18 protein-coding genes are annotated in these 20,166 nt (G+C 56.2%); 9 read left to right on the top strand and 9 right to left on the bottom strand.

From position 1 onward, the window contains the following. Window positions 1-5: 5 nt before the first annotated feature. A complete protein-coding gene (locus BLR97_RS11730) occupies window positions 6-611 on the bottom strand; it encodes a LysE family translocator (RefSeq protein ID WP_089706717.1) in 606 nt (201 codons plus the stop codon). 98 nt (window positions 612-709) lie between these two features. Here BLR97_RS11730 and BLR97_RS11725 point away from each other — a divergent pair, with 98 nt between their 5' ends. Then, window positions 710-2,104 (top strand): aminotransferase-like domain-containing protein, encoded by a 1,395-nt coding sequence (locus BLR97_RS11725; RefSeq protein ID WP_089706714.1) that lies wholly within the window; start codon window positions 710-712, stop codon window positions 2,102-2,104. A gap of 1 nt (window position 2,105) precedes the next feature. Here BLR97_RS11725 and BLR97_RS11720 read toward each other — a convergent pair whose 3' ends face one another. The 7 genes from BLR97_RS11720 to BLR97_RS11690 all read right to left on the bottom strand — a co-directional run bounded on the left by BLR97_RS11720 (window position 2,106) and on the right by BLR97_RS11690 (window position 9,177). Next, window positions 2,106-3,110, bottom strand: coding sequence for an ion transporter (locus BLR97_RS11720; RefSeq protein WP_089706711.1), 1,005 nt, complete (start codon window positions 3,108-3,110; stop codon window positions 2,106-2,108). A gap of 47 nt (window positions 3,111-3,157) precedes the next feature. After that, window positions 3,158-3,679 carry an acyl-CoA thioesterase gene (locus tag BLR97_RS11715; protein ID WP_089706707.1) on the bottom strand — a complete coding sequence of 174 codons (522 nt, stop codon included), beginning with the start codon at window positions 3,677-3,679 and terminating at the stop codon, window positions 3,158-3,160. 70 nt (window positions 3,680-3,749) lie between these two features. After that, entirely contained in the window at window positions 3,750-5,060 is a 1,311-nt protein-coding gene (locus BLR97_RS11710; protein ID WP_089706704.1) for a short-chain fatty acid transporter, read from the bottom strand. A 97-nt stretch (window positions 5,061-5,157) separates the two neighbouring features. Then, the gene (locus BLR97_RS11705) at window positions 5,158-6,447 is read right to left on the bottom strand and encodes an MATE family efflux transporter (RefSeq protein ID WP_089706701.1); all 1,290 of its coding nucleotides are present in this window, start codon (window positions 6,445-6,447) and stop codon (window positions 5,158-5,160) included. A gap of 5 nt (window positions 6,448-6,452) precedes the next feature. Beyond that, the gene (locus tag BLR97_RS11700) at window positions 6,453-6,701 is read right to left on the bottom strand and encodes a YfhL family 4Fe-4S dicluster ferredoxin (protein ID WP_074395288.1); all 249 of its coding nucleotides are present in this window, start codon (window positions 6,699-6,701) and stop codon (window positions 6,453-6,455) included. A gap of 74 nt (window positions 6,702-6,775) precedes the next feature. Then, a complete protein-coding gene (gene coaD / locus BLR97_RS11695) occupies window positions 6,776-7,294 on the bottom strand; it encodes a pantetheine-phosphate adenylyltransferase (protein ID WP_089706698.1) in 519 nt (172 codons plus the stop codon). Further along, entirely contained in the window at window positions 7,291-9,177 is a 1,887-nt protein-coding gene (locus BLR97_RS11690) for a beta-ketoacyl synthase (protein ID WP_089706740.1), read from the bottom strand. Before BLR97_RS11690 ends, coaD begins: the two co-directional genes overlap by 4 nt. Window positions 9,178-9,502: 325 nt before the next feature. Here BLR97_RS11690 and trmB point away from each other — a divergent pair, with 325 nt between their 5' ends. From trmB to BLR97_RS11660, 6 genes are all read left to right on the top strand, one after another. Then, window positions 9,503-10,168 carry a tRNA (guanine(46)-N(7))-methyltransferase TrmB gene (gene trmB, locus BLR97_RS11685; RefSeq protein ID WP_089706695.1) on the top strand — a complete coding sequence of 222 codons (666 nt, stop codon included), beginning with the start codon at window positions 9,503-9,505 and terminating at the stop codon, window positions 10,166-10,168. Next, on the top strand, window positions 10,165-10,494 hold the full coding sequence (locus tag BLR97_RS11680; RefSeq protein ID WP_089706693.1) for a DMT family transporter: 330 nt from the start codon (window positions 10,165-10,167) through the stop codon (window positions 10,492-10,494). The genes trmB and BLR97_RS11680 overlap by 4 nt, the downstream gene beginning before the upstream one ends. A gap of 85 nt (window positions 10,495-10,579) precedes the next feature. Continuing rightward, entirely contained in the window at window positions 10,580-11,980 is a 1,401-nt protein-coding gene (dacB, locus tag BLR97_RS11675; protein ID WP_244511297.1) for a D-alanyl-D-alanine carboxypeptidase/D-alanyl-D-alanine endopeptidase, read from the top strand. A gap of 24 nt (window positions 11,981-12,004) precedes the next feature. Continuing rightward, a complete protein-coding gene (locus BLR97_RS11670; RefSeq protein ID WP_089706687.1) occupies window positions 12,005-12,376 on the top strand; it encodes a diacylglycerol kinase in 372 nt (123 codons plus the stop codon). A 25-nt stretch (window positions 12,377-12,401) separates the two neighbouring features. Continuing rightward, a complete protein-coding gene (gene glnE, locus BLR97_RS11665) occupies window positions 12,402-15,356 on the top strand; it encodes a bifunctional [glutamate--ammonia ligase]-adenylyl-L-tyrosine phosphorylase/[glutamate--ammonia-ligase] adenylyltransferase (RefSeq protein WP_089706684.1) in 2,955 nt (984 codons plus the stop codon). A 52-nt stretch (window positions 15,357-15,408) separates the two neighbouring features. After that, window positions 15,409-16,302, top strand: coding sequence for an AEC family transporter (locus BLR97_RS11660; RefSeq protein ID WP_089706681.1), 894 nt, complete (start codon window positions 15,409-15,411; stop codon window positions 16,300-16,302). 32 nt (window positions 16,303-16,334) lie between these two features. On the opposite strand, the gene BLR97_RS11655 is transcribed toward BLR97_RS11660, so the two are convergent. Continuing rightward, window positions 16,335-16,709 carry a hypothetical protein gene (locus BLR97_RS11655; protein ID WP_089706678.1) on the bottom strand — a complete coding sequence of 125 codons (375 nt, stop codon included), beginning with the start codon at window positions 16,707-16,709 and terminating at the stop codon, window positions 16,335-16,337. Window positions 16,710-16,884: 175 nt separating this feature from the next. Between BLR97_RS11655 and BLR97_RS11650 the strand changes: the two genes are divergently transcribed. Both BLR97_RS11650 and BLR97_RS11645 read left to right on the top strand, forming a co-directional pair. Continuing rightward, window positions 16,885-18,510, top strand: coding sequence for a BCCT family transporter (locus BLR97_RS11650; RefSeq protein ID WP_089706675.1), 1,626 nt, complete (start codon window positions 16,885-16,887; stop codon window positions 18,508-18,510). Between the two features lie 355 nt (window positions 18,511-18,865). Further along, on the top strand, window positions 18,866-20,146 hold the full coding sequence (locus BLR97_RS11645; RefSeq protein WP_089706739.1) for an MFS transporter: 1,281 nt from the start codon (window positions 18,866-18,868) through the stop codon (window positions 20,144-20,146). Window positions 20,147-20,166 lie beyond the last annotated feature (20 nt).

Raw genomic sequence — 20,166 nt, 5'->3', positions numbered from 1 at the left:
TAAACCTAGCCAAGAATCAACACTACGCAGGCGGCGGTCAAAATGCCCATGGTGATATTAAACGCCCGCCATGCCTTGTCGCTTTTGATCCACTGCCCAATGGCACTGCCAAAGGCGGCCCATAAAGCAATGCACGGTAATCCCACTATTTCGGCAAAGCCTGCCAGCAGCAGCGCATTGAACACCGGCGGGCCGCTTTCGGGGAGAAAGCCAGCCATCAGTGCCAAGCCCATCACCCACGCTTTAGGGTTGGCAAATTGAAACGCGGCCGCCTGCCAGAAGGTAAACGGGACGCTATGCTCCCGCACCTTGAGATTGGGCGGCGGCGCGCTGGCGATCTTCCAGGCAAGGTAAAGCAAATAAGCGCTACCCACCCAGCGCAGCGTGGTTTGGAATGCCGGGTAGCGCTCAAACAACATACCTAAGCCCAACGCGATACCTGCAAACAGTATAAAACAGCCGCCTAAAATCCCCCACATATGCGGCAGCGTACGCCGAAAACCAAAGTTAGCGCCCGAGGCGGTGAGCATAATGTTGTTCGGCCCGGGGGTAAGCGTCATCGACATCATATAGAGCGCGGCAGGGCCGAGGATTAACCATTCGCTGTTCATTTTATTGTATCCATACAATATTATTTAAAGTGGTATTATTCGGTGGTTTTACCTAGCATAATGGGCTTTAAATTGACGTCAAAGGTTTTATTGTCACCATGACAATGTGGGTTCCATCACTGGACGCATTTAACGGTTCGCGCTATCGCGCCATCGCACACGCAATAGAGGCCGACATTCGTGCAGGAACGTTAGCGCCCGGTGAGCGTTTGCCGCCCCAGCGCCGTTTGGCGGATGCATTAGGCGTGACGATAGGTACGGTGACGCGGGGTTATGCAGAGGCTGAACGCAATGGGTGGGTGTTGGCCCGCGTGGGTAGTGGCACCTATGTGAAAAGCCCGGCGCAGGACAACGCTTTTAGCCCGTCGTTTCCCGCTGACGAAATGCCCGGTGTGATCGATTTAAGTCTTAGCTTGCCACCACCGCATCCCTTGCGACAGTCATTGCTGAGTGAGGCACTGGTTAGTTTAAGCCATTCAGAGGCCGCACTGGCGCGCGGCGTTACCTACCAAGAAGCTCAAGGTCGCCGAGAGCACCGCGAAGCATTAGCGAGCTGGTTGAATAGGTTAGGCATGCCGCTGGTGGCCGATGAATTGCTGATAACTCAGGGAGGGCAACATGGCCTTAGTTTGACGCTGAGTACCTTGCTACGGCCGGGCGAGCTGTTGGCCGCCGATGCCTTAACGTATCCGGGTGCGATTAGTGCTGCACAACAGGGGCATCTTAAGTTAGTAGGAATTGGTCAGGATGATGACGGCATGCGCATGGATCAGCTAGAGGCTCAGTGTGCCCGTCAGCCGCCGAGGGCGATTTATATTACGCCGGATCAAAACAACCCCACGGGTGCTTGCCTGAGCGAGTCGCGTCGTGAACAGTTGGTGGCGTTGGCGAGGCGCTATGATATCTGGCTAATAGAGGATGGCGTGCAGTATTTACCGCTGGAGCTGCGTGGCACCCTCCTTTATAAGTTGGCCCCGGAACGCACGTTGTTCGTCTTTAGTACCGCTAAGGTGCTGGCTGGCGGGCTGCGTATTGGCGTGCTGCGTGCACCTGACAGCCTATACGAACGACTAGCCGCGGGCCTTCGCGCGCAGAGTTGGATGGTGCCGCCGTTAATGGTCGACGTTGCTTGCCATTGGATTAACCAAACCGCGGCTGACACCTTACTTGACTGGCAAACCCAAGAGTTAGCCGAGCGTCAGCAGTTGGCCGCCGAATGGCTTCAAGGATTTACGTTAAGCGGGCGTTCGCATAGCAGTAATGTCTGGCTTACGCTTCCGGAGGGGAGTCGCGCACTAGAGCTCTGTGATCGGCTGCTACAGCGTGGTGTTAAAGTAAGCAGCGCAGAGCCTTTTTGTGTAGGTAGCACGCCAGCGCCGCAGGCTATTCGTCTGTGTGTGGGGGCCGCAGCGGATCGCAGCGAGCTCATTCAGGCATTAAGTATCGTTGCCGCCTGTTTAACCGAGCGGCCGTTAGCCCCGGTAACGTTGTAGATTATTCATAACGATCTTTCCATTCCTTGTGGCGTACTTGATCTTTAAGCATTTCCAGTACGTCAAATAGCACTTGTTCGGTGACTCGATCACTCCCTTCATCTACGGTCAGCCAGCTATCAAAGCCGTTCTCTGCCATGCCCACCACCAGCTCGCGAAACTCCGGAGAGTAAATTCCCAGGGCAACCTCGTCGACCAGTCGTTGAGCCACGCCACTCAGCGAGGCTTCCATTGCGCTGGTGGCCGGTTCACCCATAGGCAGGCGTCGCAGACGCTGAATTTCGGGGCTTTCACGTAGCGTGCGGCTGACCAACTCGCTAATCGCCGCCATAATCGCTTGCCGGTTGTGTTGGTAGGCGGTGCCCACCGAAGCCTCTAGCCGCTGGGCGATTTCTTGAATCAGTTGCTGTTTGCGCGGCATGACAACACGGTCAATAACCCGCTCTGTGAGTGAGTCGCTGGAGCGAATCTGATGCTGCACGTTATCCAGTAAGCGTAAGGCAATGCGGTCGGAGAGTTCTTCCAACAGAATTTCATAGTATTTGGCAAAAAACTGATAAATCGCCCAGCGTTCGATGTTGATAAGACGCAGGCGATGCAGCCGGTTCATTAACGAAATCACCCTCAGAATGCGCAGCCAGCGGAAACCGCTAAGGGGAATACAGCCCAGCACGTCGTACCAATGCACAAAGGGATAGAAAAACCAGCGATGATAGCGTCGCTCTGCAATGGCTACCGTCCAGCCAAGCAGAACGTCGGCGATAAAAATGCCAACAAAAAATAGGTCGATGGTAATAAAGCGGCTGTGAATAGCCGATTGGTAGATGCTATGAAAGCCCGGTGATAGTGCCTCAATAGCCTGGTTAAACGGGGCGAGCAAAAATAGCGAATCAAACAATAACAAGCCAAGGTTAATAACCACGGCTGCTAAGATGAAAAAGTCCCAGCCAATATGCGCGTACTCAACGCCTTTGGGAAGGTGGGGGTAGCGCTCCCTGGCAGGCATGGCAACTCCTTTGGCTTGGTGAGGAAGCGGTGTTGTGCCTTAATAGCTCAACGCGGCTGGTGTGATTGATGCTGCTGTTGGGTTAACTTCTCTTCTTGTTCGGCTTGTTTGCGCATTTTTTTGCGCAGTGCCGCCTTCTCAAAGCGTAGCTGCTGTAGAGGCGTTGCCAAGGCAAGTGCGGGCACCTCAGCGGGATTGCCGTCGGTATCCACAGCGACCATGGAAAGGTAGCAGCTGTTGGTATGACGAATGAGCTTGTTGCGAATATCCTCCGCCACGACCTTGATGCCAATTTCCATCGACGAGCGGCCCACGTGATTAACACTGGCCAAAAAGGTCACCAATTCACCTACGTGAATGGGTTGCTTAAAGAGCACTTGGTCGACGGATAACGTGACCACGTAGTGCCCTGAATAGCGGCTGGCGCACGCGTAGGCCACCTCATCGAGTTTTTTAAGGATGGCCCCGCCGTGAACTTTGCCACTGAAGTTCGCCATGTCGGGCGTCATTAAAACGGTCATGGAGAGTTCGTGCTGCCCGGGTAGCGCGGTTGTTGTGGTATCCGACATAAGCGATGCGTCCAGGTAAATGCTCAGCGCCTGCCAAATTGGCAGGCGCTTACGTGGGTTACGAAAAGGCTTAGAACCAGACTAAGCCAATCGAGATGATGACGCCGGTGATAAGCAGCTGAATCAGACAAAAGCCCATAATATCTTTGGCTTTTAGACCGGCAATGGCGAGCACCGGCAGTGCCCAGAACGGCTGCAGCAGGTTTGTCCAGGCATCGCCCCAGGCAACGGCCATGGCAACGCGGGCAACGTCCGCCCCGAGTGCTTCTGCGGCAGGCAGCATGACCGGCGCCTGGACGGCCCACTGACCGCCTCCGGAGGGCACAAAAAGATTCACAATCCCGGCGCTGATGAACGACCAAAACGGCAGCGAAGTGGCGGTAGCAAAGGATACCAGCCACTCAGACATACTCTGCGCCAGGCCCGATTGCACCATAATGGCCATAATGCCGGCGTAAAACGGGAACTGGATAACGATGCCGGCGCCGCCTTTAACCGCTTCATACAAGCTGTTCAGCAGGCTTCGCGGCGTGCGGTGAAGCACAATGGCGAGGAACAGGAACAAGAAGTTAACGACGTTCAGGTTCAGGCCGCCACCGCGTAACAGAAAATGGTCGGCTAGAAACAGCAGGCCCGGTATCCCCACTAGCCACGCTAGCGTTGTGCTGTTTTCGAGTTTTTCAGCGGGACGGGTAATGCGGCCTTTAGTTTCCGGCTCATCTTCCAGCTGCTTGTTGTCGATGTAAACGCTGTCTTTTTCGTCTGGCAGCATTAGCCGATTCACCAGCGGAATCGTGATAAACAAGCACACCACAATCGCAAGGTTAAAGAAGGCAAACACTGTTGAGCCGGTGCCAATAATGCCAATCTCATCCGCGGAAAAGTGGCCTTCGGTGGCAATGGTGAGCGGAATTGAACCCGCAAGTCCACCGTGCCAAACCACAAAGCCGGAGTACGCACTGGCCACCAGCAAGCGATAGTCAACGCGTACCAAGCGCGCCAGTTCTTTGGCGAACAGTGCGCCGACGACCAACCCAAAGCCCCAGTTAATCCAGCTTGCCGTCAGAGATACCAGCGTCACCAGGATAATGGCGCCACCCGGGCTTTTCGCGGTACTGGCCAGCCGTTGCAACAGGCGTTTGACCGGTGGGGAGCTTGCCAGCATAAAGCCGGTCACCAGCACCAGCAGCATCTGCATGGAGAAGGTCAGTAATCCCCAAAAGCCATCCCCCCAAAAACGCAGTACGGCGAGCGGCGTTTGGCGTTCAATGGCGATCGCCGCGACGGCAGCAATAAGCGTGAGGAGCAGTACAAAAATATACGGATCAGGAAGATAGCGTTCGACCATCTTCACTGCCGGTTTGGATATCATTTTCAGCATGGCAGGCTCACTTTATTCGTTATTAGGAAGTGCATAGCTAATATACGGGGCCAAGGCTTATTTTTCATCACATTAGGCGCACTTGACAGCTGTCGTATTAACGCCAGTGGTTAATACGGTAATGCCGATAATAACCGATTAAGACCGCCGAACGTACGCAGGTAAATAGTGTAAAGGCGAACCATAGGCCATGGTTACCCAGGCCTTGGGTCAGCCACCAGGTGGGCAAATAAACGGCCAAGCCAATAAAGATGCTGTTGCGCATTGCGGCAATGGATGTTGTGCCGATAAAGACGCCATCCAATAAATAGCTCCATACGGCGATCAACGGCATGGCGACCATCCAGGGCAAGTAAGTCGCCGCGGTCGCGCGAACGTCTTCAAGCCCCGTGAGTAGCGCAATCAACCCATTGCCGCCAAGGGCGAATAGCAACGCAGCCCCTGCCGCGGTCCACCATGAAAAACGCGCTGCCGCACGCACGGTGGCGGCGAAGGCTGGCCAATCGCGGCGTCCGTAGGCACTGCCGACCAGGGACTCCGCCGCGTGGGCGAAACCATCCAACGCATAGCTCGTCAACATAATAAACTGCAGCAATACGGCGTTGGCGGCGAGGGTCGTATCGCCCTGGCGCGCTCCTTGAGCGGTGAAGAATGCCATGGCGAACAATAGCCCAAGCGTGCGAATAAAAAGATTGGCGTTGACGTTAAATAGTGCCGTGTAGGCAGAAAGAGCCCATAGACGGCTGCGCAGAAAACGACCTTCGAGTGTCCCCAACTGACGCAGAACGAGAAAGCCACCAAACGCCAGAGCGCAGTAATCCGCGATTACGCTGGCCCAGGCGACACCGTCGCTGGTGAGGCCCAGCCCCATGACAAACCAGATATCGAGAACGATATTGACGCTGTTCGTAAGCACCAAAATCATCAGCGTGACACGGGCATTTTGTTGGCCGAGAAACCAGCCCAAAATGGTGTAATTAGCCAGCACGGCTGGGGCCGACCAAAGGCGTATTTCGGCGTAACTTCTTGCCAGGGAGGTGGCGACCTCGCTGCCGTCGAGCAGCCAGAGCCCCAGGGAGATAATCGGCGAGGCGAAGATAATTAGCAGGCTGCCGATCACCACGGCCATAATAAGCGACTGGCCGAGTAAGTTGCGCACGTCGCTGTGGCTTTCGCGGCCGACCGCTTGGGCCACTAATCCGGTGGTACCCATGCGTAGAAAGCCAAACCCCCAATACAGGAAGCTAAACAGCGTGGCGCCAAGGGTGACGGCGGCGAGGTAACGTGAGTCGGGTAGGTGGCCGACCACCGCCGTATCCACCAGTCCCAGTAGCGGGACGGTGATGTTGGAGATGATGATTGGCCAGGCAAGAGCCCATATCCTCATTAGGATTAGGCAGCTGTGATGATGCGGTACTTCTTCATCAGTTGGTCGTGCGTTTCAGGCCGCTCAGGGTCTAGCGGAATGCAGTCGACTGGGCAAACCTGTTGGCACTGAGGTTCATCAAAGTGGCCCACGCATTCGGTGCATAGGTTGGGGTCGATCACGTAGATTTCTTCACCGGGCGAGATCGCATCATTGGGGCATTCAGGTTCGCAGACGTCGCAGTTGATGCATTCGTCGGTAATCATTAAGGCCATGGGTATACCTCGCGAATAACGCAGCGGTGGCCGCGTCGCAACGCAGTCAGTGTTCTACCGCCACCGTGTAGGATCTAGGTTTCAGGAGGTGTCTTAGGAGGCATAGTGTAGTGCTTACGTAGAGCCTCTGCGACCTTGGGGTGCACTAGCGGCGAAACATCCCCGCCAAGCTTAGCGATTTCTCGCACAATGGTAGAGGAAATATACGAGTTTTCCACCGCTGGGGTCAGGAAAACGCTCTCCAACTCAGGGTTCTGGGCGCGGTTCATGTTCGCTAGCTGTAGCTCGTATTCAAAGTCCGAGACCGCCCGCAAGCCGCGCAAAATAATGGTCGCCTGCTGCTCATACATCATGGTGGTGAGTAGCGTGGAAAAGCCAATCACCTCTACGTTGGGTAGCGAGGCGCACACAACCTGGGCTAACTCAATCCGCGTGGCTAACTCCAGGTTCGGGCGTTTGCCGGGGCTCGCGGCGACGGCAATCACTACTTTGTCGAACATCCGGGCACCGCGTTGAATCAGGTCGAAGTGCCCATTGGTGATGGGATCAAAAGTCCCCGGATAGACGGCAATGTTCTCGCGTTGGCCCATCATGACCTTGGCTCCTCATCATCAAGGCGGCCAAAGGGGTTATCGCTCTGTAAAGAAACCGCTTGGGCATAGCCGGGAATGTGAATTCGATCTGCCTGAATATCCAGTTCGGGGCCTTCGAGTACCGCTTCACCAAACTGATAGCGGGGGGCGTAGTGGCCTTGGTCAGCTTGAGCAAAATATGCGACGGCGTTATCGCGCACGGCTTCGCGGCGTGTTTTCCAAGCCTGGATAGCGGCTTTGCCATGTCGCTGCGTCAATAGGCGCTCGGTGACGGCAGGCGAAAGCACCACCCCGGTGGCGTTATTGCCGCCGAACCCTTTGGCGTTGATAAAGGCCGCATCGGCATTAAAGGGTTGGGCGGTTGACGAGAATCGCAGGCGGTCGGCGTAAACGTCATCGGCGACGGCATCAAGCGTAGGGATGCCGGGCAGTAGTTGGTGGGCGAAGCTGCCCAGAGCGCTCACCAACTGGTCGCCAGCGGCACTTCCCTGGGAGTGGCCAATAAAGGCTTTAATGGCCACAACCGGCCAGTCGCTAATGCCATTGGCGCGGGCGATTTCATCGAAAACATGGGATTCGGTGATGCGGTTTTTCGGTGTGCTGGTGCCGTGGGCGTGTAACACGCTGCGCGTTCGCAGGGCATTATCGCCCAGCATGTCGCGAACCAGCGAGGCCGCCTTGCCCAGCGTAATATAGTTGCCAATGCCGGGGGCCGAGATAGAGCGCTTGAAACCATCGGCGTTGACGAATACCTCCGGTACGGCACCCAAGATATCGGCACCGACCTCCAAGGCGAGAGCATCGTCCATCAACAGCACAAACTGACTGGACTCGGCCATTGTAAAGCCGCAGTTGCGCGCAAAGGGGCGACAGGCGCGCTGGTAATCGGCGTCCGTGAGAAGCTCTAAAGCGTCGAGAGCTTTGAGGCTGGCATCATCGGCCAGCGCCCCCATGGCGCGAAAACCTTCGATAATCTCGGGGGTAATGGGCGCGTCGGCGGTGCCCACCATCACCACACGGCGGCGACCGGCGCGAATGTCATCGATGCCCAGCCGCAGGTTGTAAAGGAAGCTTGCGCAAGCGCCTAACGCGGCTCCGGTGCCGCCGACGCTGCCTAACACGTAAGCGTTCAAAAAATCGGCGGGCATCTGGCCATAGCCTAACGGCATTTGTTTAGAGGTGGCACGCTGTCCGCTGACCAAGCTTTTTAGTAGCCCGCCCCAACCTTGGTCGTCTAACTGGCCGATGGAGTTGCCTGCGTAAACGGCAATGTGATCCGGGTTTAACTGTTGGCGCAGTTGTTCCCACGACAGGCCGCTGGCGCCCAGGCAGTCGCTTGCCCCAAATATTGCCATGGCTAAGCCGCGCGGATGATGCACGCTGCGGTATAAAAGCGTGGGGTCAAAGCCTGAGGGCAACCGTGCCGCGGCACGCACCTTAGGCGTTTGTGCATCGGGCAGCAGGGCTTCCATTTCACCGGCGGGAACGACTACCTCCACCATACGGGCGTCAATAGGCTCGATCTGCCAATGAGGGGGGAGGTGATCGGGCAATTGCCGACGACGCAGCCTGAAGCGCAACGGTTCGTCGAGTTGCATGCTCACTTGGCGATTCGCCGGCAGACCTGGTGAGCTAAACCGCGGGTCTTCGTTGCGTCGAATTAACGTATGGTTGAGGATTTGCTCGCGCAGCACATCGGCCGGGGCCGCCATGGGCTGCCCTGCGCTATCGTGCCAACCCTGTGGAGATGGCAAAGCCAAGCGCATCAGTGTCGCGAGGCCTTCTAATGTCTGGCGTTGCTGGTCAGCAGGGAGCGCATCAAGCACGGTGCGGCGGAAGGCCTGATGGCCCGAGGTTCTGCCGGCGGAATTGATGCCGCCCATGCCGACAATCACCGGTAAGTGTGACAAGCCGGGTTCCTCGTGGTGCGGTGGTTTTTAAATGACAGTTATTGGCAATGCGTAACGCTAGAGGTCATCGGCGAAGTCTGCAAAAACATAGTTCGGAAACATAGTATCCACCAACGCTTAAACAATAAACAAACGCCTGACCCGCCGCTTTGCACTTAATAAATATGACAAAATGCGTATTACTGCCAACGATCATATCACCGGGCGAGCGGCGGCGTCATGCCGCATCCACGCTGGGCTGATAGAATCACGTTTTTTTGCGCTATTTATTTCGCGCTGGCATCAAAAGAGAGTCAATATGCAGCAGCCTTCGCGTCCTGTGATATCCAATCAGCCAGGCCCTCACCACGATTTAGCCCGCCGGGTTAGTCGTGGGCTAGCGCACCCGTTGCGTAAGCCTATCGCCGCGCATACCCAACGGGCATTTGAGTTGGCGGCAGAGTGGCGAGAGAGTCAGTCGCCGCGATTGATACTCGACGCCGGTTGCGGTGTGGGGCTCTCGACTCGGCGATTGGCGGCGCAGTTTCCTGAACACGCGGTGATCGGCGTTGACCGTAGCAACGATCGGCTAACGCGGGTCCACGGCGAACTACCGCCTAATGCACGGCTGGTGCGGGCCGATCTGGTCGATTTTTGGCGACTGGCCCATTTGGCCGGTTGGGCACCTGAGCGTCACTATTTGCTTTATCCTAATCCGTACCCCAAAGCGTCACATTTGAAAATGCGCTGGCATGGGCATCCGGTCTTCCCCACACTGTTGGCGCTTGGTGGCCTGATTGAACTGCGGTCTAACTGGCAGCTTTATGTTGAAGAGTTCGCTTTAGCTGTGGCGCAGGTGACCGGCCAGCAGGCCGACTTAGGCGAGTGGGTGCCCAACGGCGAGTATTTAACGCCGTTTGAGGCCAAGTATCATCAAAGTGGCCAAACGTTATGGCGTTTGTGCGTGACGTTGGAGTCGACATGACGTTTGTTTATTTAGTGCTGGCAATCATTGCCGAGGTGGTGGCAACCAGCGCGTTAAAAGCTTCCATGGGTTTTACTCGCCCGTTGCCAAGCCTCTTGGTGGTGGGTGGATACGGCGTGGCATTTTACCTGTTGAGCCTGGTATTGCGTAGCTTGCCCGTGGGGATTACCTACGCCATCTGGGCGGGGTTAGGGATTGTCTTGGTCACGCTGGTGGGCGTTGTCGTGTTTGGCGAAAAGCCAGATGCCCCCGGCCTGATCGGTATTGGTTTGATTGTCGCGGGCGTGGTGACGCTACAGGTATTTTCAAAAATGAGCGTGCATTAAGGAGAAGCGAATGTTCCGCGTTGGCTGGCGGCGTTGTATAACAAAGCACTGGGGATGGCGGCCTGCCGTGGCCATCATAAGCCTGATGGCCAGCGGGTCGCTGTGGGCGGACTTTAGCCGTGTCGGGGAGTTACAAAGCAAAGGGTTCGCGATTAGCGCTGAAGCACGCTTGCTGAATGTTGATGCTGGCGCGGCACCACTGGCGAGCATCGAGCCGACCCGTCAGCTCTCTCCGGCATCGGTTACCAAAGCGTACCTGGCTGCCGCGGCCTTAAAGCGGTTTGGCCCCCAGCATCGTTTTACTAGCCAGTTGGTAAGCCCCGGCGTGCTTGAGAACGGTGTTTTACGCGGTAATTTAATTTTTGAAGGGGGCGGAGACCCCGGGTTGAGCGCGGAAAATATATGGCGTTTGGTGCAGCGGTTGCAGCAAGCCGGCGTGCGTGAGGTTGAGGGCGCCTTGGTGGTTAACCAATGGCGTTTTGGCCCTGTCGAGTGCATCACCACGGATCGTTGTGATGCCCAAACGCGCGTGGCAAATACCTACAGTGCGCCGTTATCGTCGGCGGGGGTTAATTTTGGTAGCTGGTGTGCCAACGTGAGGCCCGCCTCAGTGCCTAATGCGCCCGCCCGGATATCGATGTGCGACGGACAGGCGTTAGACCTTACCATTGACAACCGTGTGGTCACCAAACCCGATAATAGCGGCACCAAGCTCAATGCCGAGCGGATTACCACCGCTGAGGGTGATGTGATGCGCTTGAGCGGGCAAATATCCACCAATGCGCACGCGCGGGATGTTTACCGTGGCGCGGGTGATGCGGCCGAGGTAACCGCCGAGGTGTTGCTGGGCATGCTCCGTCAGGCGGGTATTAACGTGCGCGATGGGTGGCAACTGACGTCAATGCGCCCGCCCGGTGATGCGCAGCAGCTTGCCGCCGTGGATAGTAAGCCTCTGCAGGAATTACTGCTGCGCATAATGAACTATTCGAATAACTACATGGCCGATGTGCTGGCCCTAAACTTGGTAGATTCGCCCCAAGCGCAGCTTCGCGAAGCAGGCCAGGCGCTGGAGCGTTATGCCCAGAGTTTGCCGGGACACGGCCCACTGACGCTGTACAGCGGTAGCGGGCTGACCACTGAAAACCGTACTTCGGCGCACGGTATCAACGTTATGCTGACCGAGATGTTTCATGAAAGTGCGCTTTTCCCGAGCTTTATCGCCGCCTTTCAGTCGCCCGCCAACGGGGTGATGCGCTTTATTAGGCGCGGTCCGGAGACGTTTCAACACAACGTCATGTTAAAAACCGGCACATTGAACCAGCCGTTCGCGGTGCGAGCCGCCGCGGGTTATTTTCGTACCGCGCAAGGCCGCTGGGGGGTGTTCAGTGTGCTGGTCAACGGTGATGCCAGTACACCCTATTTAAACTGGTCGCAGGTGCTGGATCCGCTGACGAAGGATCTTGATGCCATGATACTCGCCAATTGATGACTTTATTTTGAGGCAAAAGCCATGAAACCAGGACATACCGGCTTGGCACATTTAGCGCATTCCACGCGCTATTCATTGAAAGGATTAAAAGCAGCGTTTCGTAACGAGGCAGCGTTTCGTCAAGAGGTAGCGATTACCGTTATTCTGCTACCGTTGGCTTGGTGGATTGGCGATGGGCCGGTTAACTGGCTGTTACTGGTGGGCAGCTTATTTATCGTGCTAATTGTTGAGTTACTGAACAGCGCGATTGAAAACGTTGTGGACCGCATAGGTCCTGAGCATCATGAGCTGTCCGGGCGGGCCAAAGACATTGGTTCTGCCGCGGTAATGCTGTCGTTGCTACTCGCGGGGCTCACCTGGAGCCTGTTAGGCTGGCAAAAAATCATCGGTTAGCTTTAACCAGGGACGCGAGGTCACTATGCAACTCAATGAAGCGTTTTTACCGGTTGATACGCTACCCAAAGCGCTTCAACCCTTGGCGGGGCAAGCGTGGCAGCGTCTGTGTGAGGCCCTCAGCCAAGCCGATAACGTGGCAGAGATGACCGACCAACCGATGCCATCTGCCGAATGGCCTTCGCTGTCGGCGGAGCGCCGTGAAGCGCTGGCGCGCGTGCTAGCCATTTCGAATTTTGCCGTCGATACGCTGATCGGTTATCCCCAATGGCTGGTCATGTTAGACAGCGGCGGTGAGCTAGATGCCACGCCAAGCCGTGACGACCAGGCACAATTGCTGGCTGACGCCTTGGACAACGCCGACGATGAGGAAACGATGCAGCGTGCCATCCGCCGCTTTCGGCGAGCGCGTATGCTGGGCATCGTATGGCGAGACCTCAACCGGCCAGCGGGTTACACCATGTGGGAGACTGCCCATGCGGTCTCGCAACTGGCAGAAATTTGCCTTGAAGCAGCGCTTGGCTGGCTTGAGCAGTTTTATGCGCCGCGCTGGGGGTTGCCAGCCTCGACGCGTGACGGCGAGCCTCAGCGGCTAGTCGTGCTCGGGATGGGCAAGTTGGGGGCCGGCGAGCTTAATTTATCGTCGGATATCGATCTGATTTTTGCGTTTGCCGAGAACGGCGAAACGCAAGGCGGCCGCAAGCCGCTAGAGCACCAAGAATACTTCACCAAGTTAGGCCAGAAATTAATCGCCGCATTGGACGCCATCACCGCTGATGGCTTTGTCTTCCGGGTGGACATGCGCTTGCGCCCGCTAGGCGACGGTGGGCCGCTGGTGGGCAGTTTTGCGATGCTTTCCAGCTACTACCAGGATCAGGGCCGCGAGTGGGAGCGGTATGCCATGCTCAAGGCGCGCCCGGTTGCGGGCGATGTCTCGGCCGGCGCGGAGCTGCTGGCCAGCTTGCGTCCCTTTGTCTACCGCCGCTATCTCGATTTTGGGGCGATTGAATCGCTGCGTGAACTCAAATCGATGATTAACCGTGAGGTGAAGCGCAAAGGTATGCAGCACAACATCAAGCTTGGGCCTGGCGGTATCCGTGAGGTCGAGTTTGTGGTGCAGGCGTTTCAACTGATTCGCGGCGGGCGCGATACCGAACTCCAGGTGACCTCGCTATACACGGCACTAACGCGCTTGCCGGCGCTCGGGTTACTACCACAAGGTGTTGTGGATGACTTACTGCCCGATTACGCGTTTTTGCGCGACGTTGAACACGCGCTACAGGCCTTGGAAGATCGCCAAACGCAAACCTTGCCCAGCGAGGACGAGGATCGTGAACGGGTCGCTTTTGCCACCGGCCACGATGATTGGCCTAGCCTTGTGCACCAGCTAGAAGAAGTACGCGAGCGTGTTCGCCAGCATTTTGACGCAGTGATTGCCGAACCCGAAGACGAAGTAGACGACGCGAGTGACGAACAAGGTCCCGGGTTGGAGCAGTGGCGGTTGATATGGCGAGGTGAGTTGGATCAAGACGAAGCCTTGGCGCACCTGGAAGAAGCAGGGTTTCAAGCGCCCGGCAAGGTGCTCACCCGGCTTTCTCGCCTTTATCACTCGCGTCAGGTGCAGAGTATGCAGCGCATCGGTTTTGAGCGCCTTGACGCGGTAATGCCGCTTTTGCTGGACGCCGTGGCCGAAAATGAAACACCCGATACGGCGCTGGCGCGCGTTCAGCCGCTGATTGAAGCCGTGCTTCGGCGTACGGCGTATTTGGCCCTACTGCGCGAGAATCCCCATGCGCTTGAGCACCTTATGCGGCTATGCGCCCCCAGTCCTTGGATCGCCGAGCAATTAGCGCGTTACCCGATTCTGCTGGATGAGCTGCTGACCCCCGATACGCTCTATACCCCGGCTGATAAAGCCCGCTTGGCGGATGAGCTACGCCAAACGCTGAACCGGCTTCCCGAAGACGACGAAGAAGCGCAACTGGAAGCGTTGCGGGTATTTAAGCATGCTCAAATGCTTCACGTGGCGGCCTCGGATATTGCAGGTACCCGCCATTTAATGAAAGTAAGTGATTACTTAACATATATCGCCGAAGTGATCCTGGAGGCCGTGTTGGCGATGGCGTGGAAGCGTATTGTCGCTAAGCATGGCGTGCCCAGCGGGTGTAATGCGCAAGAGCCCGCGTTCTTGATTGTCGGTTACGGCAAGCTTGGCGGTATTGAGCTGGGCTACGGATCTGACTTGGATCTGGTGTTCCTCCACGATAGTGACGGTAAAGGATCCACCGATGGCCCACGACCCATCGATACCCCGGTATTCTTTACCCGCTTAGGCCAGCGGATTATCCATTTGCTGACGGCGATCACCCCGACCGGCAGCCTCTACGAAGTCGATATGCGGCTCAGGCCTTCAGGCAATTCAGGTTTGCTGGTGACCTCGCTTGCGGCCTTTGCCGAGTATCAGCGGCAGCATGCCTGGACCTGGGAGCATCAGGCGCTGGTTCGCGCTCGGGTGGTGGCAGGCAATGAAGCGCTGGCGGATAAGTTTGAACACCTGCGCGGTGATATTGTGGGGCAAGCGAGGGACACCACAGCATTGCGTGATGACGTGGTCAAAATGCGTCATAAGATGCGCGACCACCTTGCCACTAAAACCCAAGGCGACACCTTCAACCTTAAGCAAGATACTGGTGGCATGGTGGATATTGAATTCCTCTGCCAGTACGCGGTGTTAGCGCTTGCCAACCAAACACCTGAGTTGCTCACCTATCGCGATAATATCCGTATTTTAGAGACCTTGGCGGAGAGTGGGCACTTACCTCAAGACGAGGCGGAGCGGCTCCGTGACGCTTATTTAGCCTACCGGAGTACCACGCATCGTGCGGCGCTAACCGGTGACAAAGCGGTGGGGCGTGCAACTGATTTTGAAGCGCATCGCGATGCCGTCACGGCGGTGTGGAAGCGTTTCCTGGAGCCGTAGCGGCGCATTAAGGATCGTTGATGGATAGAGTGCTACAGGGAAGGGCCCGGCGATGATCGGCCAAATTCTCGCGACGCTATTGCCGGTTTTTTTGATTACCGGGGCGGGTGTCGCGTACGGACGTTTCCGAACGCCGGACATTCGCAGCTTGAATACCCTGAACATGGAGCTGTTTGTACCGCTTTTGGTGTTTGCTGTGTTGGCCGACCGACAGGCACCCCTAGCCGATTATGCCTGGCTGGCGAGCGCTGCCGTTGCGGTGGTGCTCGGTTCAGGGGTGTTGTTATGGCCGGTCGCTCGCTGGTTGCGCCTGGACATCAAAACCTTTCTACCGCCGATGATGTTCAACAATTCCGGCAATATGGGCATTCCCCTGATCGTGCTGGCATACGGCGAGCAGGCACTGCCGGCCGCGGTGGTGGTATTTATCGTCGAGATGCTGCTGCACTTTTCGGTGGGGCTTCATATGCTCGACCCGCGCATTTCGCTATGGCGTTTGTTACGCATGCCGATTGTGGCGGCGAGTTTGGCGGGACTGGCAGTCAACGTAAGCGGACTGCCGCTGCCTGTGTGGCTACTGGATGCCATGAATATGCTGGGTGGGGTATGCATCCCGTTGATGCTGTTTGCGCTGGGTGTTCGCTTGCTGGAAATCGACTTTAGCGATTGGCGAACCGGTCTTTTGGGCGCGGTGCTATGTCCGTTATCGGGGCTGGTGATTGCACTACCGTTGATTGCGCTGTTGCCTTTCAATAGCTTGCAGGCAGCCGTGCTGCTGGTGTTTGCGGCATTGCCGCCTGCCGTGTTGAATTACTTAGTCGCTGAACAATACCGTTTAGCCCCTCACAAGGTGGCTTCATTGGTGCTGATCGGCAATTTGGGTAGCTTAGTCGTCATGCCATTGACGCTAGCGGCCGCCTTTATCTGGCTTCATGCACCCCAATAACTATACCAACGAACGTAATGGAGCCTGAGCCATTATGGGCTGTCGTTTTTGGCGCTGTTACGTGCATCACGTTTAACTTCATATTGGCCTTCAAGCACATCATGGCGGCCAGCGCCTGGCGACGGCTCCGATTGGCTGCCGCCGATATCCTGTGCATTCTGGGCGCGCATCTGCTCCATACGCTTTTTCATCTTGTGGCGGACAAACGGCATCATGGCCCAACCCACTAACAGGAAAAACAAACCTAGTACCACGCCGACAATCATCAATGCGCCAAACGCCAGCCATGTGAAAAGCAGTTTTAAACTGCCCATGAGGCCGCTGGGTTGAGTCTGAGCGGCACGCGCACGCCATTGATTGGCGGCTTGCCAGGCGGCGTTACGTTGATCACGATTCATCTGGGGCATGAAGCCTCCCTCGTTTGGTTACGTACGTTGGAACGCGCTGGCTAGGGAGAGTTCAGTGGACCTGGCATGGTTTGGCGTTAAAGCGGCGTCCATGCAGAGTAACAATGTAGGTGTTACGATTTTGCTCGCAGGCGCACGTAGTTTGCGCGCCATGCTCATTTAACAGGGAGGTTATATGGCAAATCATGGAGGCAAGTCGGTATTCATCGCATCAACGCTGATCATCTTCGGCTTGGTGGTTGTCGGCGCGTCGTTTCCTGAAAGTTTTGGCAGTGCGGCAGAGGCGGCGTTATCAAGGGTTACCGAGCTATTCGGTTGGTTCTACCTATTTTCTGTATTTGGCTTTGTGGTGTTTTTGTTTGGTTTAGCACTAAGCAAATACGGCAAGGTACGCTTGGGCCCCCAGGATAGCCGGCCAAACTATAGCTTTTTTTCCTGGATCAGCATGCTACTGGCCGCCGGTTTCGGTGTGGGGTTGGTGTTCTATGGCATGGCCGAGCCCATGTTGCATTACATCGAGCCGCCTTACGGGGATGTGACGGCGGAAACCGAGGCGTCGGCGCGCTACGCTATTCAATACAGTTATTTTAACTGGGGTATTCACCAGTGGGCGGCGTTTTCTGTCGTCGGTCTGATCATTGCCTACTTTCAGTTCCGCAAAGGCCAAGCAGGGCTGGTGTCGTCGGTACTGTCATCGGTTACGGCGAAACACCCGCGGATTCGTCCTTATGCCTCCTGGCTTGATGTGTTTGCCGTTGTCGCCACGGTCATGGGGGTCGCCACATCGCTAGGGCTCGGCGTGTTACAGATGAACGGCGGGTTGAATGCTGTTTTTGGCCTGCCGGAAAATGGTTTTTGGCAATTTGTTATCCTGTTTGTGATGTTTTGCGCCTATATGCTGTCGACCTGGTCAGGGCTTGATAAAGGCATTAAGCGGCTGTCGAACTTGAACATGCTGCTATGTATCGGCTTGATGCTCTACGTGCTGTTTACCGGCCCAACCGTTGCTATCCTGGAAACCATTACGGTGGGGATTGGCGATTATTTGCAAAACTTCATTGGCATGAGCTTGCGCACCGCGCCTTACAGCGATGAAAACTGGGCGAGTAGCTGGACCATTTTCTACTGGGCATGGGTGATTGCCTGGTCGCCGTTTGTTGGCTCCTTTGTGGCGCGCGTCTCCCGTGGCCGGACGATCAAGGAATATATCTTTGGCGTGCTGCTGGTTCCTCCATTGCTGGCGTGCTTATGGATCGGGGTATTCGGCGGTGCCGCGTTAAATATGGAGCTGGCCGGTGACAATGTTGGCCTGGCGGCTGCCACTCAGGACAATATCACCGTGGCGTTGTTTGAAATGTTCGACCTAATGCCGTTTTCCGGTGTGTTGTCGCTTATCGCCATCATGCTAATTTTTATCTTCCTGGTGACATCAGCCGACTCGGCGTCCTACATCGTGGCGCAAATGACCGATAATGGCTCAATTAACCCGCCGTTATACAAGCGTGTAATATGGGGCGTTTTGATTGCTGCGATCTGCTTTACGTTGATTGTGGCGGGCGGTCTTTCGGGGTTGCAGTCGGCGTCGGTGCTGTCGGCATTACCCTTCACCTTTATTCTTTATATGATGGTGATTGTGTTGGTGCGTGAGCTACGTGCCGACCGTAAATCCATGCTCACTCAACTGTACCGTCGGCATGGTGAAACCCCGGTGGGCGCCGATGCCTTTGAAGCCGAAGAGCTGGGCGAAGAGGAGCGGCTGCGTCGTGCCCCGAACGTCATTAATCGTCGCATCAACCATTAAATGGGGTAAAGACTAATGGTCAAGAAAACACGGCACGGAGCCACACGAAGGCATGCCAAGGGGGTTGTCTTCGACCGCTGGTTAGACCGTGCTGTGTCTGTCACCGTGATCACAGCGCTTGTCGTTGGGCTTGCCGCAGTGATTGCCCACTGGTGGCTTTGAAAGCTTAATTCAGGCGCGCCAACCGTGACGCTCAATCCCCATGCCTATTGTCCAACATTTGGTGTGTCGCTTTTTTATTCCAAGCTGCTAGGCTAAGTCACTTTGCTAGCAGGTGAGGGAAACCATCGTGCGCGCTCAACCTACCAGTGCTGCTTCTGACTTCGCTTCGCGCCGTGAGATTTTTGGCTGGGCGATGTTCGATTTTGCCAATCAAGCCTATACGTTGCTGATTATCACCGTGGTGTTCGGTGAATTATTTACCACGGTGATCGTGGGAGAGCGTGACGGTAACTTTCGTCTTGCCAACCTGCTGTGGAGCCTTGCCCTTGCGATTAGCTATCTGTTGGTCGTGATCACCGCGCCACTCTGCGGGGCGATCATGGACGAGCGCGCGGAAAAAAAGCGCTTTCTGTTCGTCAGCTATTTAGCCACCGTCGCCGCCACCGCCATGCTGTACTTTGTAGCGCCCGGCTATGTGGTTCTGGGGCTTATCCTGATTATTATCTCAAATTACGCCTACTCAATGGGCGAGTCTTTTATTGCGGCCTTTTTGCCCGCGCTGGGGCCACCGCATGCGCTGGGCAAAATTTCCGGGTTTGGATGGGCATTGGGCTATATCGGCGGCCTTTTTGCCGCTGGGTTTACGCTCATCGTGCTGGGAGAAGCGAGTGCCGATAATTTCGAGCGTATTCGCTGGGTAGGCCCCTTTGCAGCGGGGTTCTTCTTGGTGGCCGCCATACCCACCTTTATGTGGCTGAAGGAGCGAGGAACACCGCTACCCCGGCGCGGATCCTACTGGCATACGGCGCGGCGGCGCGTGACCAATACCTTCCACGAACTAAAACATTTCAGGGATTTGTCGGTTTTCCTTGTGTCGCTGTTATTCTCCATGGCGGGGGTGTACATCATCATCGCCTTTGCCTTCATCTATGGTGCGCAGGTGATTGGCTGGGAAGCCGGCGTGCGCAATATTATGTTCATTATTGTGCAAATTACTGCCGCCGCCGGGGCGTTGGGGTTTGGTTGGATTCAAGACCACGTCGGCGCAAAGCGCACCTATCAAATGACCTTAGCGCTATGGGTGTGCGCCATTCTGGCTATTTGGCTGACGCCTCAGTTTACCGACTGGGTGAACCATTACGCCGGGTGGCAGTGGCAAGCTCAGTACGTTTTTTTGCTGGTGGGCTGTTTGGCGGGGCTGAGCTTGGGCTCCAGTCAGTCGGCGAGCCGAGCACTGGTGGGGCTGTTCTCGCCGACCACTAAGTCAGCGGAATTCTTCGGCTTTTGGGGCCTGGCCAATAAGTTGGCCGGTGTTATGGGGATTGTACTGCTAGGTGGGCTTCAGGCATTGGTGGGCTTGCAGGCGTCTATTCTGCTGTGTGCGGTGTTGTTTGGCGTGGCGATGCTGATTTGTGCGCAGGTCAATGAGGCGCGGGGCCGTCAGGCGGCACTCAATTGGCAGCCCTTGGCTTAGCAGCTTGTGTCGGGTGTATC

The organism is Vreelandella arcis (assembly GCF_900103865.1).
In the GTDB taxonomy this organism is placed as follows: domain Bacteria; phylum Pseudomonadota; class Gammaproteobacteria; order Pseudomonadales; family Halomonadaceae; genus Vreelandella; species Vreelandella arcis.
Note: the sequence above shows the minus strand (reverse complement) of the source record. Positions and strands in the feature narration are given on the sequence as shown.

What these genes read in the sequence shown, in the direction of transcription:
- BLR97_RS11730 (WP_089706717.1), bottom strand. Translation starts at nt 611, where the DNA reads ATGAACAGCGAATGGTTAATCCTCGGCCCTGCCGCGCTCTATATGATG.
- BLR97_RS11725 (WP_089706714.1), top strand. Translation starts at nt 710, where the DNA reads ATGACAATGTGGGTTCCATCACTGGACGCATTTAACGGTTCGCGCTAT.
- BLR97_RS11720 (WP_089706711.1), bottom strand. Translation starts at nt 3,110, where the DNA reads ATGCCTGCCAGGGAGCGCTACCCCCACCTTCCCAAAGGCGTTGAGTAC.
- BLR97_RS11715 (WP_089706707.1), bottom strand. Translation starts at nt 3,679, where the DNA reads ATGTCGGATACCACAACAACCGCGCTACCCGGGCAGCACGAACTCTCC.
- BLR97_RS11710 (WP_089706704.1), bottom strand. Translation starts at nt 5,060, where the DNA reads ATGCTGAAAATGATATCCAAACCGGCAGTGAAGATGGTCGAACGCTAT.
- BLR97_RS11705 (WP_089706701.1), bottom strand. Translation starts at nt 6,447, where the DNA reads ATGAGGATATGGGCTCTTGCCTGGCCAATCATCATCTCCAACATCACC.
- BLR97_RS11700 (WP_074395288.1), bottom strand. Translation starts at nt 6,701, where the DNA reads ATGGCCTTAATGATTACCGACGAATGCATCAACTGCGACGTCTGCGAA.
- coaD (WP_089706698.1), bottom strand. Translation starts at nt 7,294, where the DNA reads ATGATGGGCCAACGCGAGAACATTGCCGTCTATCCGGGGACTTTTGAT.
- BLR97_RS11690 (WP_089706740.1), bottom strand. Translation starts at nt 9,177, where the DNA reads ATGGGCGGCATCAATTCCGCCGGCAGAACCTCGGGCCATCAGGCCTTC.
- trmB (WP_089706695.1), top strand. Translation starts at nt 9,503, where the DNA reads ATGCAGCAGCCTTCGCGTCCTGTGATATCCAATCAGCCAGGCCCTCAC.
- BLR97_RS11680 (WP_089706693.1), top strand. Translation starts at nt 10,165, where the DNA reads ATGACGTTTGTTTATTTAGTGCTGGCAATCATTGCCGAGGTGGTGGCA.
- dacB (WP_244511297.1), top strand. Translation starts at nt 10,580, where the DNA reads ATGGCCAGCGGGTCGCTGTGGGCGGACTTTAGCCGTGTCGGGGAGTTA.
- BLR97_RS11670 (WP_089706687.1), top strand. Translation starts at nt 12,005, where the DNA reads ATGAAACCAGGACATACCGGCTTGGCACATTTAGCGCATTCCACGCGC.
- glnE (WP_089706684.1), top strand. Translation starts at nt 12,402, where the DNA reads ATGCAACTCAATGAAGCGTTTTTACCGGTTGATACGCTACCCAAAGCG.
- BLR97_RS11660 (WP_089706681.1), top strand. Translation starts at nt 15,409, where the DNA reads ATGATCGGCCAAATTCTCGCGACGCTATTGCCGGTTTTTTTGATTACC.
- BLR97_RS11655 (WP_089706678.1), bottom strand. Translation starts at nt 16,709, where the DNA reads ATGCCCCAGATGAATCGTGATCAACGTAACGCCGCCTGGCAAGCCGCC.
- BLR97_RS11650 (WP_089706675.1), top strand. Translation starts at nt 16,885, where the DNA reads ATGGCAAATCATGGAGGCAAGTCGGTATTCATCGCATCAACGCTGATC.
- BLR97_RS11645 (WP_089706739.1), top strand. Translation starts at nt 18,866, where the DNA reads ATGTTCGATTTTGCCAATCAAGCCTATACGTTGCTGATTATCACCGTG.